The sequence below is a fragment of the Cellulomonas sp. P4_H4 genome, assembly GCF_056400865.1.
The window spans coordinates 1-13865 of the sequence record NZ_JBFUKL010000001.1; the positions used below are offsets into that span (position 1 = coordinate 1).

The following is a 13865-nucleotide window of genomic DNA, read 5'->3' on the forward strand; positions in this document are numbered from 1 at the left end:
TGCGGATCGAGGTGCCCGACGTACGCATCGACATGCCGGTCGACCCGGTCGGTGTGGCGGCGGACGGCTTGATGCAGATCCCCGAGGACGCGAACCGCGCGGGCTGGTACCAGTTCGGACCGACCCCGTGGGATCCCGCCGGCTCCACGCTCGTCGCCGCCCACGTCGACAGCTGGCAGACCGGGATCGGCCAGTTCTCCCGCCTGCGCAAGGTCTCCGTCGGTGCCACCTTGACCGTGACGACCGCGGGTCCGGAGCTCCTGTCCGGACCGGAGCACGCGGTGAGCAGCGTCGCGCCCAGAGCGACGGCCGTCAGCACGCGTGCGAGTCCCGGCCGCCCACGCCTCGGTTGGAGGCGCACCGCAGCCCGGGTCGGCGCTCCGAGGAGTGCTTTCCCGGGCCACGGCATGGCCGGCTGCCTGGCCAACGCGCCGGTCAGGCCCGCTGGCGGCGAGCGACGGACAGGCCGACGAGCGCGAGCAGGGCGAGCCCGCCCAGCGCGTACGGCCATGCGGGGGTCGTCGGGTCGGCGGCGAGACCGACCTCACCCGCGTCCACGCCCGACGGGTTGCCGTGCAGGCCGTCGATGGTCTGCGTGGCCAGGGCGAGGGTGGCCGGCGTCGCGGTGGCGCTGCCCCAGGCGTAGACGATCGTGTTGGTGCCCTCCTTGACGGGGACGTCGGCCGGGCCGAGCAGCGCGGGAGTCGTCGTCCCCGCCGCCGTGACGCTCGCCGAGATGGTTCCCGCGGGAAGGTTGAGCACCTTCTCGTCCGGGTTGGTCAGTCCGCTCACCACCGCGGCGCCGCCGACGACGACGTCCACCGCGGGCGCTGCCGCGACGTGGCGGACAGTCACCCGGCCCTGACCGGCGGCCGTCGTCGAGATGTCGTTGGTGAACAGCGTGGCGGTGGGCGCGCCGGCTGCGTCGAGGTGTGCCACGACCGTGTAGCTCTGCCCGTCGGCGAGCTGGAGGTCCGCCGGACCGATGATCGGGGCCGAGTCGTCGGCGGCGTCGGGAGCGGTGATCGCGACCGTGTAGGTGCCGGCAGCGAGCTCGAGCGGCCCGGCCATCGACGCGGGCGTGAAGTTGTCGAGCGTGAGCTTCTTGTTCACATACACGTCCACGGTCTGCCCGGGTACGGCGTGGAACACGAAGAGCTGGGCGGTGGTCGCAGCGGTTGCCGGAGCGGCCGCGAGGGCTGCGAGGGCGAGGGTGCCGGCGGCGATGCCGGCCAGGAGTCGAGCGCGCATGGTGCGTCCTTCGGGACGGGCCGCGGGACGTACCCGGGCTGCCGATGTGCTGACACACGATCTTCCCGCGCACCTGCCCCTACGGATGCAGCTCGCGCTGACCGTGTCCACGACGCATCACGAGACGGAGAAGTAGACCTCCTGCTCGGCGGTCCCGGCCCGCAGCACTGCTGGCATGGGAGCGATGCCCGGCGGCGGCGACTCGACGGCCCACCGGATCGAGTAGCGAGATCCGCGGCCCGCTGCGTCGGCCGTGCCCAGGGACCAGACGTGCCCGTCCTGCTCGAGCGTGAGCTCGACGTCCGTGCTTGCCGCTTCGTCACTCCGACCACCGGTGTCGTCGCAACCGTCGTGGAACCACTCGCCGACGACGACGAATGAGTCGGGCAGGACCACGGTCGGCGGCTCGCTCGTCTCGTCGTCGCCGGACTGTGCGCCCTCGATGTCCAGGGTCGGAGCCACGCACGAGCTCGCCGCGCCGGACGAACCGGGGACGGCGCACGAGGCGCTCGCCAGACCTGCAGCGAGCAACGCCCACCCGGTACGGACCCGGGCGCTGCGGCCGTGGAGCTCTCGACGCACCTGTGCCCCCTCGTCCTGTCTCACGGCATGTGTCGTGACCAGGGCTGATCTTGCACCCGTCCGCCCGGCGCCGTCTCGTGCTCGGGTCAGGCGCGCGCGGCGCGCACGATCTCGTCGGCCAGCTCGTCGGGGCGGGACCACATGGGCCAGTGGCCGGTCGGGAGGTCGACATAGGTCACGTCGAACTCGGAGAGCTCGGTGAAGAACGGCGGTCCGCCGTGCGCCATCGGCAGGAGCTGCTCGGACGGCAGGCTCGTGCAGATCACCGTCAGCGGGACGCCCAAGCGTGCGGGGTTGCCGACGTGCACCGGACCGCGGCGCACGGCACCCGGGTGCGGGACCGCCCGCCGTGCGAACTCGGCGCGGTCCTCGTCGGACAGGCCCTGCAGGCTCTGGTCACCGAGGTCCTCCCAGGGCGGCAGCGGCTCCACGTCCTCGTCCGCACCGAGCGACGGGTTGGGCACCGCGCCGTCCTGCTGCGGCCCGCTGTCCACGTAGATCGCCCGCCGGATGCGCTCGGGTCGCTGGTCCACCACCTCGCTGAGGACCGAGCCGCCCGCGCTGTGCCCGACCAGCACCACGTCTCCGGGCAGCGAGTCGACGAGCTCGACGACGAACCGTGCGTGGTCGTCGAGAGTGATCGAGCCGCGGTCGCGGTCCCCGGGCTCGAGTCCGGGCAGCGTCAGCGGACGGGGGTCGAGGCCCTCGTCGCGGAGGCGTCCGACCACGCGGTCCCAGGCCCATGCACCGAGCCATGCGCCGGGAACGAGAATCACCGGGGTTGCTGTCGTTGGTGTCGTCATAGGACCAGCGTGCATCGCTCGTGGTGACACCCTCCTGTCACCTTTGTGTCACCATGCTGGGAGCATGAACCGCACCGATCGTCTCTACGCGCTCGCCGAGGAGCTCCGCCGCGTCGGGCCCGCCGGCACCACGAGCGTGCGCCTCGCCAGGCTGTTCGAGGTGTCGGCGCGCACGGTCAAGCGCGACGTGTCCGCGCTGCAGCAGGCCGGCCTCCCCGTCACGGCCCAGCCGGGGCTCGGTGGGGGCTACGTGCTGGAGGCCTCGATGGGTCTCCCGCCCGTGAACTTCACGCCGGCGCAGGCGGTCGCGCTCGCGCTCGCGGTCCGCGCCCTGCCGCCCGGCAGCCCGTTCGGCACCGACGCCGACGCCGCCCGCGCGAAGGTGCTCGACGCCCTCCCGCCCGACGCGCGGCGCCGTGCCGACGCTCTGGCGGCCCGCGTGTGGTCTCGGCCCGCGCCAGCGGAGGGGCCGGGTCCGGAGGTCCTGCGTGCCGTGGAGGAGTCCCTCGACCGCTCCCGGGTGGTCGCGATCGAGTACGTGGCGTCGGACGGGTCGGTGAGTCGTCGGCGGATCGAGCCGATCGTGCTCGCGCGCACGGGCGGCCGCTGGTACCTGGTCGCGTGGTGCCGCCTGCGTCTGGGCGTCCGCTGGTTCCGCCTCGACCGGGTGGTGCGCGCCGACCTGACGCCCGAGCACTACGACCCGCGGCCCGTCGCGTCGGTCGGCGAACCCCCACCGGACGCGCGCCCGGTCTCGGCCCGCCCGTCGGACCGACCCTCGGACGCGTGACGCGCGACGCGTGTGGGTGCTGACAGGCAGACTGGCGGATGCCCGGACAGACCGGGCAATCATCCGAAGGTGTCGGGATCGCCGGCGAACGAGGGGGACTAGATGGACGAGCGTGAAGCGCGCGAGGTCAAGGCGCAGATGGTCGACTACACGCGGCAGCTCTCCGAGCGGCTCGTGCGACCGTCCGAGGTGGCCCACGGCGGCCCCGCCCTGGCGCTCGGCCTGGCACGCCAGCCCGACGGCTCCTACCGGCTCGCCGTCCGGTACCGGCTGGGCACCTCGACGGTGCGCAGCATCGCCCGCAAGGTCGTCGACAAGATCGGCGCGGAGGACGCGGACGTGAGACGGACCGGCCGGATACGGGGTCTGAGCGACGAGACCGTCGTCCGCCCCCGCCCGCCGGTGATCCGCGCACGGTCCCTAGGCGAGACGGGTCGGGTGCGGCCCCTGCGGCCGGGCGTCTCGGTCGCGCACGTCGACGTGAGCGCAGGGACGCTCGGAGCGTTCGTCCACGTCGAGGGCGCGGTCCACGTGCTGTCCAACTACCACGTGCTCTCGGGGACGCCACAGGCGTCGGTCGGCGACGTGGTCGTCCAGCCGGGCCCGGCAGACGGCGGCCAGGCCCCGCGCGACCGCGTCGGCACGCTCGCCGCGCGCGTGGAGCTCGAGCCGAACGGCCACGCGCTCGTCGACTGCGCGATCGCGCGGCTGGACCCCGAGCTCACCGAGCCCGACCTGCAGTACCCGGTCGGCCGGGTCACGACGACCGCGGCCGTTCTCGGTGGTGAGTCCGTCGGAAAGATCGGCCGGACCACGGCGGTGACCCGCGGCAACGTGACGGCGATCGAGCTCGACGACGTGGTCGTCGGTTACGACGACGAGCTGGGCGAGCTGAGCTTCGACAACCAGATCGAGGTCGAGTCCACCGGCCCCGGACCGTTCTCCCGAGGCGGTGACTCGGGGGCGCTCGTCTACCGTGAGGACGGCGTGGCGATCGGTCTCCTCTTTGCAGGCTCGGAGTCCGGGGGCGACAATGGATCCGGGCTGACCTACGTCAACCCGATCGATGCCGTGCTCGCCGCGTTCGGTGCCACCCTGGTCTAGAGGCCCGGAGTGGCTCGACGTAGCCCGTGCGGCGGCTGGGAGGCGGTGCACCGTGGCGGACATCCAGCAGGCACGCGCCGCGAAGGAGCGGTTGCGGACGGCGCTGCAGGGCCGCTCCGACGTGCGCGGGATCGGCATCGCACGGGCCGGTGACGGGTATGAGCTCCGCGTCAACGTCTCACGTGACGGACGCCATGACCTGCCCGGCATGATCGATGGTGTCGATGTCCACGTCCGGGTGGTCGGCGCCGTTCGTGCGACCGCCTGACCTGGCGTCACGCGATCATTTACCTTCGTCACGCTCCGCCATTCGTGGTCCGAGCCGTGTCAGGATCGCGTTCGTTGCTGGTGCAACATGTCGAGAGATGCTCGGACTGCAGGCGGTTCGGGCGATTTGTTTCGTCAGGGCGGGTGATCTCATAGCACTCTCATCCGCCGAGATCGCACCGATAGGGACCGAGGGTCGATGATTACCCGATGACGCGTCGCGGCATGTCGGCACAAGGAGCGCGCTCGGACACCAGGTCCGCGGCGAGCACCGTCGGCGTGCGCGCTCTTGCGCTCGCTGCGCACCGTCTGGACCGCTGCCGGTCGATCGACGAGGTCGCCCACGTCGCCACGTCCACGGCCCTCGAGGTGCTCGAGGCCACGACCATCGCGTTCTGCCGGATCGACCAGGACACCTGCCGCGTCGTCGCCGTCGAGCCGCGTCCCTCCGATCCCCGCCTCGTCTGGCTGTCCCGCGCGTCGTACCGCGCGAACGACCGACCTGCTCTGCGCAACATGATCCGCGACCGCGCCAGCTGGGTCGCTCACGCCCGCACCGTCCACGACGAGCCGACGGCGGACGGAGACCCGGACGCCGGCGACCCGATCGAGGTCGAGATGCTGCGCGAGCTCGACGCGGCGAGCGTCATGGGGTCGCCGCTGGTCGTCAACGGCACGGTCTGGGGGCAGCTCGTCGCGACCCGTGCCCGTCCGGGCATCCCGTTCCGGGTCGACGACATCGCTCGCGCCGAGGTCCTCTCCGCACTCGTGGCGGGTGCCGTGGCGCGCGTGGACCTCGAAGCCCAGGTGCGTCACCTGGTCGCGGACGACCCCCTGACTGGTCTCGCCAACCGCCGCGTCGCGGACTCCGAGGCCGAGTCGGCGCTCGAGTCCGGCCACGAGACGTGCATCGTCATGTGCGACGTCGACGGGCTCAAGCGCGTCAACGACGAGATGGGCCACGACGCGGGCGACGACCTCCTGCGGTCGGTGGCCGACGTGCTGAGCCGCGCCGCCGACGCCCTGCCGGGGTCGACGGCTGCCCGCATCGGTGGCGACGAGTTCTGCCTGGTCACCGTCGGACGCCGTCGCGCCGAGGTCGCCGAGACCATGGCCTCGACCGTGGCAGCATTCCCGCTCCCGCACGGCGCCGCGATCTCCTACGGCATCGCGTCGACCGCGGTGACGGGCTCGGTGTCGGCTCGGCACCTGTTCCGGCAGGCCGACGCCGCGCAGTACAAGGCCAAGCGCGCCCGTGCCCGTGCCCTGCGGGCGACGGTCCCCGCGACGGCCGACCCGAACGTGACGGCGGAGCGGGTCATCGTCGCCGGTTCGACCGCGATCGCCGCGGCCCAGTCGGGCGTCGTCCCGCGCCTGTGCGCGTTCGCCGCGGCCGCGACCGAGACGCTCGGCGGTTCCACGTGGACCGTGCTGACCCGCCGTGAAGGAGCCTCGTCCGACGAGCCCGCCGCCGCGGTCGCCCGCGGAGGCAGCCCGGCCGAGGTCGGCGCACAGTTCGCGACCGTGGTCGTCGGCTTCGGCCCGTGGCTCGTCGAGATCGGGATGTCCGCGACCGCCGCGACGGGCGACGTGGTGCTCACGTCGCTGGACGCGCTCGCGGGCGTGGCCGTGCGAGGCGCGCGGTAGCTTGCGCCTCGTTGGCGGGCACAGCGCTCGCTAGCTCCAGAAGCGGCTCAGCCGTGCAGCGGCAGGGTCAGGGTCCGTGCCGCGCCCTCGACCAGGCGGACCGGTACGCCCCAGTCCTGCGTGTTGAGATGGCAGGCCGGGTACTCGATCGCGGGGTCGGCGTCGCAGCTCGCCGCGTGCGCGGTCACGTGCAGGACCCCTTCCGGCACGGACGGGTCCAGACGCAGGACGCGGTCCAGCGGCACGTCGTCGCCGGCGCCGTCGATCAGCAGCGCGGGTGGCGTCGACGAGACCTGCAGACGCGTGGACGGGCCGTACCGGTCGTCGTACTTCTGCCCTGACGCGGGCGTGAAGACGACGTCCAGTCGTACCTCGCCGGGCGCGAGCTCGGTGACGGGCCGCTGGGTGCGGTGGGCGCCGTGGTCCTCCACCCGCCCGACCCCGTGCAGCGGCAGCCGCGTGAGCCGGTGCGCAGCGGACTCGACGACCACCACCGAGTCCTCCAGCACGAGCAGGCCGCTCGGCTCGGCGAGGTCGGTGGCGATCGTGGAGACCGAGCCGTCGGCGTACCGGCGCACCGCGCCGTTGTAGGTGTCCGCGACGAGCACGGACCCGTCCGGCAGGACCGCCACTCCGAGCGGGTGCTGCAGGCGAGCCTGTGCGGCAGGGCCGTCGCGGTGGCCGAAGTCGAACAGACCCTCGCCGACGACGGTGTGCACGGTCCGTGCGACCGGGTCCACCCAGCGCAGCGCCGACGTCTCGGAGTCGGCCACCCAGATCTTGTCGTCGGGCGCCACGGCGAGCCCGGACGGCTGAGCGAACCACGCGTCGTCGAGCGGACCGTCCAGGAGCCCCTCGTTCAGGGTGCCCGCGAGCTGGTTGATCGAGCCCTGCTTGTCGTCGAGCTCCCACAGCGTGTGGTTGCCGGCCATCGCCACGACGAACCCGCCCAGCGCCTGCGACCACGCGACGTCCCACGGCGAGGAGAGCTTCTGCCGACGGGGCCCGGGGACGAACGGTGCCGCGGGCTGCGCGCCCTGCCGGGACGTCAGGGCCGACCCGAACGCGGCGGAGGAGTCGCCGGGCTCGCCGACGACCGGCAGGGACGCGAGCTCCTCGTCGGGCTCGTCGTCGTCGAACGGCAGGAAGTTGTCCGCCGCGCCGACCATGTACTGCTCACCGGTCCCGGCCACGGTGGTCACGCGGCCGTCGGCGAGGCGGACGCCGCGCAGCGCGTGGTTCACGGTGTCGGCGACGAGCACGTCGTAGTCCAGCCAGGGCCGCAGCTCCTCGGGCACCAGGCACAGCCCGTTCGGCTCGCTGAAGCGTGCCTCGTCGGGACCTCCGTCGACGAGCCCGCGCTCGCCGGTGCCGATCCGCCGGACGAGCATGTCGCCGTCGAGCTCGGCGAGGCTGTGGTGCCCGGCGTCGGCGACCAGCAGGTGACCGTCGGGCAGCGCGATGACCTTGCCCGGGAACCGGAGCGTGCCCTCGGTCGGCTGGGGCGGCACGTACGGGCCGTCGCCGCGGTGCAAGGTGCCCGACGCCTCGTGGGTCGCGACGAGCTCGGACACCAGGATCTCGACGTTGCGGCGGTGCCCCTCGCCGGCCATCTGCGCGACGACGTAGCCCTCGGGGTCGATCACGACGAGCGTCGGCCAGGCCCGTGCGGTGTACGCGGACCAGGTCACCAGCTCCGGGTCGTCGAGCACCGGGTGGTGCACCTCGTACCGCTCGACCGCCGCGGCGAGCGCCACCGGGTCGGCCTCGTGCGCGAACTTCGGTGAGTGCACCCCGACGATCACGAGGACGTCGCGGTACTGCTCCTCGAGCTCGCGCAGCTCGTCGAGGACGTGCAGGCAGTTGATGCAGCAGAACGTCCAGAAGTCGAGGATCACGATCTTGCCGCGCAGGTCGGCCAGCGTGATCGTCCGACCGCCGGTGTTCAGCCACCCCCGTCCGACCAGCTCGGACGCACGGACCCTGGGAAGTCGACTCTCACGCACCCGCCCATTGTCCAACGTCCGAGCGGGGTGCCGCAGCGGCTCAGGCTTCGGTGCGGTCCAGGACGTAGATCCGCGGGTGGTGGCCCTTGGCGAACACGCGGACCTGGTCGCGCACGCGCCAGAGCGCGTCGGCGTCCCGGACCGCACGCTCCATGATCTTGATCTCGTGCGTGAGGACGACGAGCCGGGCGCCGGGCGCAGCTGCTTCGTAAGCGGCGGTGAGCAGGCCCGCGTGCAGCGCCGCGTTCGTCTCGTGGGACCCGTGCAGGGTGCCCCAGGGCGGGTCGACGAGCAGGAGGTCGAACGATCCGGCCACGGGAGCGAGGGCGTCGCCCGTCAGCACCTGCGCGGTGACGCCGGCCGCCGCGAGGTTGGCCGACGAGGCCGTGATCGCCGCGTCCGCGTTGTCCACGCCGACGGCCTGGGCAGCGGGGCCGGCGAGGAGCCGCTCGACCAGGAGCGTGCCCGAGCCGCACATGAGGTTCAGGACGCGATCGGTGGGCACGACGCCGCCGAGCCGGACCATGGCCGCGGCGATCGTCGCGTTGGCGGCGCCGGGGTAGTCGGCCACCCGCCACGGGCGCGCGGACAGCGGCCGTGGGCCGACGCGCACCAGTACGTCCCAGCCGGGATCGCCCGACGGTCCGGGAGCCACGCCTCGGCGGACCCGCAGCACGAGCTCGCCGTCGCGCTCGTCGTAGGGCAGGCCCGTCGCCTCCGAGAGCAGCGCCGCGAGCCGCGCGAAGACCGCAGAGTCGGAGCCGGCGGCCTCGAAGCGGAACGACGTCGAGCGGCCCACGCGCTGGGACTGGCCGATCGCGTCGACGATGCGCTGCAGGTGGTCGCCGCTCGTCAGCGACTTCGGCCGGGGGACGTCGAAGCGCAGGACGACGAACGCGGCGACGGCGGTCCGCAGGGCGGCGACGTCGGCCAGGGGTCCGAGCAGGGCGATCTCGAGCGCGTCGTCGCGCCCGGGCACGGGTGCGGGCGGTCCGCTGGTGAGCAGCGCCGACGCCTCGTCGGACAGCACCTCTGCCAGACCGGGCAGGAAGGTGAGCTCGACGGCCACCGAGCGCTTGGCGGTGGGCCGGGCGCCGGGCCGGCGCGACGACGGGTGGCTGCCGTAGTGGGCGGGCGGTGCTGCGCTGCGGTTCTTTCTGTTCCTGCTCAACTCCTGACCACGCCGTCAGGCCGGGACGGGCGCGGGGGCGCCGACGGCACGGAGCACGAACTGCTCGGTCTGCTCGATGGCACGCTCACGCTCGGGGCCGTCCGGGGGGACGCCACGACCGGACAGGCACGCGTTGATCAGCGGCACCGTGACGTCGAGGTCCTGCTCGGGGAACGCGCCCGACTCGATGCCGGCGGCCAGGATGCCTCGCAGGATCAGCTCCACCACGACGACGTGCTCACGCACGCGCTGCTGGGTCCCGCGGGAGAGGACGGAGCGCAGCTCGGGACCGGGTGCCAGGTGGTAGACGCGGGTCAGCTGTGCCTGCTGGCGCACGTACATCTGCAGCTGCTCGGTGGGGTCCTCGATGTCGTCGAGCGAGCGTTGCAGCGTCGCGGCGTACTGCTCGGTCTCGTGGGTGATGAACCCGAGCAGGAGTGCTTCCTTGTCGGGGAAGTGGTTGTAGACGGCGGTGCGCCCGACCCCGGCTGCGGCGGCGATGTCGGCGAGCGTGATGGCGTCGAACCCCTGCTCGGCCATGAGCGCGGAGAGAGCGGCGAAGAGCTTCTGGCGCGTCTGCTCACGGTGCTCGTGCAGCGAGCCGCCGATGATCTTGGGCATGGTGACATCGTTGCACGTTCTGTCATGAAGACCGCGCGGACGTGAGCCGGGTCTCGCTTCAGGAGTGCGTGACGCATCACGCGTCGGTCGATCTTGATCGAGAGTCCACCCGCCAAGGATGGGCGCAGACATGCGGAACTTTCGTACACTTCGATCCAACGCTCGCCACGGCACAACTCCTTCGTGCGGCGCCCACCAGGGTCGACGTCCGACGACGCTGTCGACGGGAGACTGATGACGGAGCTCGCAGACGCCGCTCACGTCAGTGCTGCCCATGAGCGTTTCGTCACCACGGGGCGTGCACCTGGTCGCTACGTGCGCCCCCTCGTCGCCGACTCGTGGCGGCGCAGCCAGCGCATCGGCGTGGACCCGGAGGTCCAGCACGCGCCCGTCGACATGGTCGGACGCTCGCTGACCTCGTACCGGGGCGCGCTCGCCGTCGCCGCCGCGATGCCCGTCGTCCGCGAGCTGCTCGTCGGCCCCGGGGCCGACGCCGGTTGGGTCGCGGGCCTCACCGACGACTCGGGTCGGTTGCTGTGGGTCGAGGGCGACCACGGCGTCCGCCGGCAGATGGAGGGCGTCGCGTTCGTGGAGGGCGCCCTCTGGCGCGAGGACTGCGCAGGTACCAACGCCGTCGGCACTGCGCTCGCGATCGGCCAGCCGATGCAGGTCGTCGGCTACGAGCACTACGCGCGCAAGGTCCAGCCGTGGAACTGTGCCGCGGTTCCCGTGCACGCCCCGAGCGGCCAGGTGCTCGGCGTCCTCGACGTGACGGGCGGCCGCGTGGTCGCGTCCAGCGTGGTGATGTCGCTGGTCCGCGCGACGGTCGCCGCCGTCGAGGCCGAGCTGGCCCGCGTGGCTGCCGAGCAGACGACCCCCAGCCGCCGACTGATCGTGCCGGGCGAGGGTGGCCTCAGCCCGGACCAGGACCTCGACCTCAAGCCGCGACTGAGGGTGCTGACCAACGCGCCGACCGTCCGCGTCGGGGGGGTCGACGTCCGCGTCAGCCTGCGGCACGCCGAGATCCTGCTGCTGCTCGCACGGCACCCCGCGGGCCTGAGCGCCGACGAGCTCGCGGTCCTGCTCAGCGAGCAGATGCTCTCGGACGTCACCGTGCGTGCCGAGATCTCGCGCCTGCGACGCATCGTCGGCCCGCTGCTCAGCGAGTCCCGCCCGTACCGGCTCACGTCGTCGCTGCGATCGGACGCGGACCTCGTGCGCGAGCTGCTCGTCGCCGGGGACGTGGATGCCGCGCAGTCGAGCTACCGCGCCCAGGTGCTCTCCCGCTCGGTGGCGCCGGGCGTCGAACGCGCCCGCGAAGAGCTCTCGGCCGATCTGCGCGCTGCCGTCCTGGCCAGCCCGTTGCCCGGCGCGGTGAGCCGGTGGGTCGCGTCCGACGAGGGCGCCGACGACTGGCAGGCGTGGGAACGGCTCGCGTGGCTGGCGCCCCGTGGCACCCCTGCACACGTCCAGGCCGTCGGGCGGCTCGAGCTGCTGGGCAGGCGCCTCGGCGCGCCTCAGCACCGGAGATAGCCCAGGTCAAGGGTCGCTCCCGGTTGCAACTCTCCTGCAACCCTGCGTGGCCTACTCTGCGATCAGGCGGCGCCTCCGGGCGCGGCTCGTGGACGGCCGACCTCCCACGGGAGGGACGCGTTCGAGGGGATGTGCAGCAGTAGTCGGCTTGTTCTGACGGTGAGCGCCCGCGAGGGGCGGGTGCGCTCCGGGCGGAAGAGGCGGGGCCGGTCGGGCGACGCGTGGAGGGGATGCGTCGCCCGGCCGCGACGCCCGGCCCGGCCGACGGCCCCCGACAAGCTGACCGGATCTGTGCGGTGCGGGGCGGATAGTCGCTGGGGCGCTCCAGCGCGCCGGGCTAACGTTCGGCCATGACGACGAACCTGACGCCCGAGCCGGACACCAAGGACTGGACCTGGGTGCTGGCCAAGCCGTGCCCCGAGTGCGGTTTCATCGCTGCGGACGTCGAGGGCTCGGCGATCGGCCCGACCGTGCGGGAGCTCGCGCCGCGCTGGGTCGAGGCGCTCGGCCGCGGGGACGCGCGTGACCGTCCGGCGCCCACCACCTGGTCCACGCTCGAGTACGGCGCCCACGTGCGCGACGTCCTGCGGATCTTCGACGGACGTCTCGAGCTGCTGCTCACGCAGGACGACCCCCGGTTCGAGAACTGGGACCAGGACGCCACGGCGCTCGCGGACCGGTACGACCTGCAGGATCCCGCCGTCGTCGCACGGGAGCTCGCCGAGGCGGCGTCCGTCTCGGCCGCACGCTTCGACTCCGTGCAGCCCGAGCAGTGGGACCGCGCCGGCACACGGTCCAACGGGTCGCAGTTCACCGTGCTGACGCTCGGGCAGTACTTCCTGCACGACGTGGTCCACCACCTGCACGACGTCGACGCCTGACGCCGCCGTCCCGCCTCCGGCATGCGTTATCCACAGCAGTTGTCCACACCGTGTGCAGCGCTGTGGGTCGGCCGGGCGCCGCGGGGCGTACTGCCTGGGGGCTTGTCGTCCACGGGTGCTCACCGTTGTCCACAGGACTTGTCCACAGCCCTGTGCACAGGATGACGGATCGGTGGACGACCACTCCAACGGCCTAGTCGGTACGGCCCTGACCTGCGGTGACGGCGACCGGCGCTTGTGAGCAATCACCCGGCGACGCGCCGGGCCGAAACACGGCCGCATCATTTCGTGTGTACGGTCCGCCGCCATGGACCCGGCGCACGTGAGGCTCCCCGAGCAGGTCGCCGGCAGGAACGTTCTCGTCCTGCCGCGCGACACCGACGCCGTCGCGCTCGCGACCGCGTGGTTCCCCGACGCGTCGTGGGCGCGCAGCCCCGTGAAGGCGGAGGCCGCGCCTCCGCGGATGACCGGTGCCCGCTTCCGCGGGATGGTCACCGAGACCGCGGTGTTGACCGCGCCCGGACTGCTGGCGCTCGTGCCCGGTGCGACGCTCGAGGGCCCCACGTCCCTCGACAAGGACGAGGCCCACCGGGCGGGTCTCGGCGCGCGCGACGTCGACCTGTACGCGCTGGACGCCACGGACGCGTCGGCCGGTCCGCTCGTCTACGGCTGGATGTCCGCCGCGGCCCGCCGTGCGGCGGGTGGGATCGTGCCCGCCGACCGGTCACGCCTGGTCGTCCCGGACCCGGGGGCGGCGGTCGACCTGACGCTCTGGTCGTCGCTCGTCCTGACCGCCAAGGACGTCCTGCCGCTCGTTCGGCCCGCGATGAGCGGTGCCCGCGTCGGGCACCTCGTCGAGCCCGGCGACGGCTCTCTGTCCATCACGGCGACGTTCGAGTACGACGGCGCCGTCACCCTGCGGGTCGCCCGGTCGCGGCAGGTCCCGGTCGCCCTGGCCGCGCTCGAGCCGAGCGAGTACGGGCCGTGCGCCTACAAGGTGTCGTGGGAGCCCCTGGACCCCGAGGAGCTGCACGCCGACCACCCGTCGCAGCTGCACCTCATCGCGCGCTCCCGGGTGCAGCAGTCCGTCGCGCGCATCGCCGCGGCGCTTCTGGAGGGAGCGGGCGGGACGGTCGTGGACAGCGGAGGCTTCGTCCTGAGTCGTGACGAGCTGCGAGAGATGGCCACGGCAGCGCGGTAGCGGACGAG

The 13865-nt window shown here is 73.0% G+C and carries 14 protein-coding genes; 7 read left to right on the plus strand and 7 right to left on the minus strand.

The window, feature by feature from the left end; all coding sequences use genetic code 11:
* The 4 genes from AC1DPN_RS00005 to AC1DPN_RS00020 form a co-directional block, all read right to left on the minus strand.
* Positions 1-319, minus strand: a 319-nt coding sequence (locus AC1DPN_RS00005) for a hypothetical protein (protein WP_477082668.1), incomplete at its 3' end; no start/stop codon positions are given.
* Positions 320-435: 116 nt separating this feature from the next.
* Positions 436-1251, minus strand: coding sequence for a DUF4397 domain-containing protein (locus AC1DPN_RS00010; protein ID WP_477082669.1), 816 nt, complete (start codon positions 1249-1251; stop codon positions 436-438).
* Positions 1252-1368: 117 nt separating this feature from the next.
* Positions 1369-1857, minus strand: a complete 489-nt coding sequence (locus AC1DPN_RS00015; protein WP_477082670.1) for a hypothetical protein — start codon at positions 1855-1857, stop codon at positions 1369-1371.
* Between the two features lie 62 nt (positions 1858-1919).
* Positions 1920-2636 carry an alpha/beta fold hydrolase gene (locus AC1DPN_RS00020; RefSeq protein ID WP_477082671.1) on the minus strand — a complete coding sequence of 239 codons (717 nt, stop codon included), beginning with the start codon at positions 2634-2636 and terminating at the stop codon, positions 1920-1922.
* A 64-nt stretch (positions 2637-2700) separates the two neighbouring features.
* On the opposite strand from AC1DPN_RS00020, the gene AC1DPN_RS00025 reads away from it, so the two are divergent.
* The 4 genes from AC1DPN_RS00025 (at position 2701) to AC1DPN_RS00040 (ending at position 6444) form a co-directional block, all read left to right on the plus strand.
* Positions 2701-3426 (plus strand): helix-turn-helix transcriptional regulator, encoded by a 726-nt coding sequence (locus tag AC1DPN_RS00025; RefSeq protein WP_477082672.1) that lies wholly within the window; start codon positions 2701-2703, stop codon positions 3424-3426.
* A 102-nt stretch (positions 3427-3528) separates the two neighbouring features.
* Positions 3529-4530 carry a chymotrypsin family serine protease gene (locus tag AC1DPN_RS00030; protein ID WP_477082673.1) on the plus strand — a complete coding sequence of 334 codons (1002 nt, stop codon included), beginning with the start codon at positions 3529-3531 and terminating at the stop codon, positions 4528-4530.
* A gap of 52 nt (positions 4531-4582) precedes the next feature.
* A complete protein-coding gene (locus tag AC1DPN_RS00035; protein WP_477082674.1) occupies positions 4583-4798 on the plus strand; it encodes a hypothetical protein in 216 nt (71 codons plus the stop codon).
* A 209-nt stretch (positions 4799-5007) separates the two neighbouring features.
* Positions 5008-6444, plus strand: coding sequence for a GGDEF domain-containing protein (locus tag AC1DPN_RS00040; RefSeq protein WP_477082675.1), 1437 nt, complete (start codon positions 5008-5010; stop codon positions 6442-6444).
* Positions 6445-6491: 47 nt separating this feature from the next.
* On the opposite strand, the gene AC1DPN_RS00045 is transcribed toward AC1DPN_RS00040, so the two are convergent.
* The 3 genes from AC1DPN_RS00045 to AC1DPN_RS00055 are packed head-to-tail and all read right to left on the minus strand — an operon-like array spanning position 6492 to position 10242.
* On the minus strand, positions 6492-8450 hold the full coding sequence (locus tag AC1DPN_RS00045) for an NHL domain-containing thioredoxin family protein (protein ID WP_477082676.1): 1959 nt from the start codon (positions 8448-8450) through the stop codon (positions 6492-6494).
* A 40-nt stretch (positions 8451-8490) separates the two neighbouring features.
* On the minus strand, positions 8491-9621 hold the full coding sequence (locus AC1DPN_RS00050) for a methyltransferase (RefSeq protein WP_477082677.1): 1131 nt from the start codon (positions 9619-9621) through the stop codon (positions 8491-8493).
* 15 nt (positions 9622-9636) lie between these two features.
* On the minus strand, positions 9637-10242 hold the full coding sequence (locus tag AC1DPN_RS00055; protein ID WP_477082678.1) for a TetR/AcrR family transcriptional regulator: 606 nt from the start codon (positions 10240-10242) through the stop codon (positions 9637-9639).
* 234 nt (positions 10243-10476) lie between these two features.
* Between AC1DPN_RS00055 and AC1DPN_RS00060 the strand changes: the two genes are divergently transcribed.
* The 3 genes from AC1DPN_RS00060 to AC1DPN_RS00070 all read left to right on the plus strand — a co-directional run bounded on the left by AC1DPN_RS00060 (position 10477) and on the right by AC1DPN_RS00070 (position 13857).
* On the plus strand, positions 10477-11775 hold the full coding sequence (locus tag AC1DPN_RS00060) for a transcriptional regulator (RefSeq protein ID WP_477082679.1): 1299 nt from the start codon (positions 10477-10479) through the stop codon (positions 11773-11775).
* A gap of 350 nt (positions 11776-12125) precedes the next feature.
* The gene (locus AC1DPN_RS00065) at positions 12126-12656 is read left to right on the plus strand and encodes a DinB family protein (RefSeq protein WP_477082680.1); all 531 of its coding nucleotides are present in this window, start codon (positions 12126-12128) and stop codon (positions 12654-12656) included.
* A gap of 307 nt (positions 12657-12963) precedes the next feature.
* Positions 12964-13857, plus strand: a complete 894-nt coding sequence (locus AC1DPN_RS00070) for a hypothetical protein (protein WP_477082681.1) — start codon at positions 12964-12966, stop codon at positions 13855-13857.
* The last annotated feature ends 8 nt before the right edge of the window (positions 13858-13865 follow it).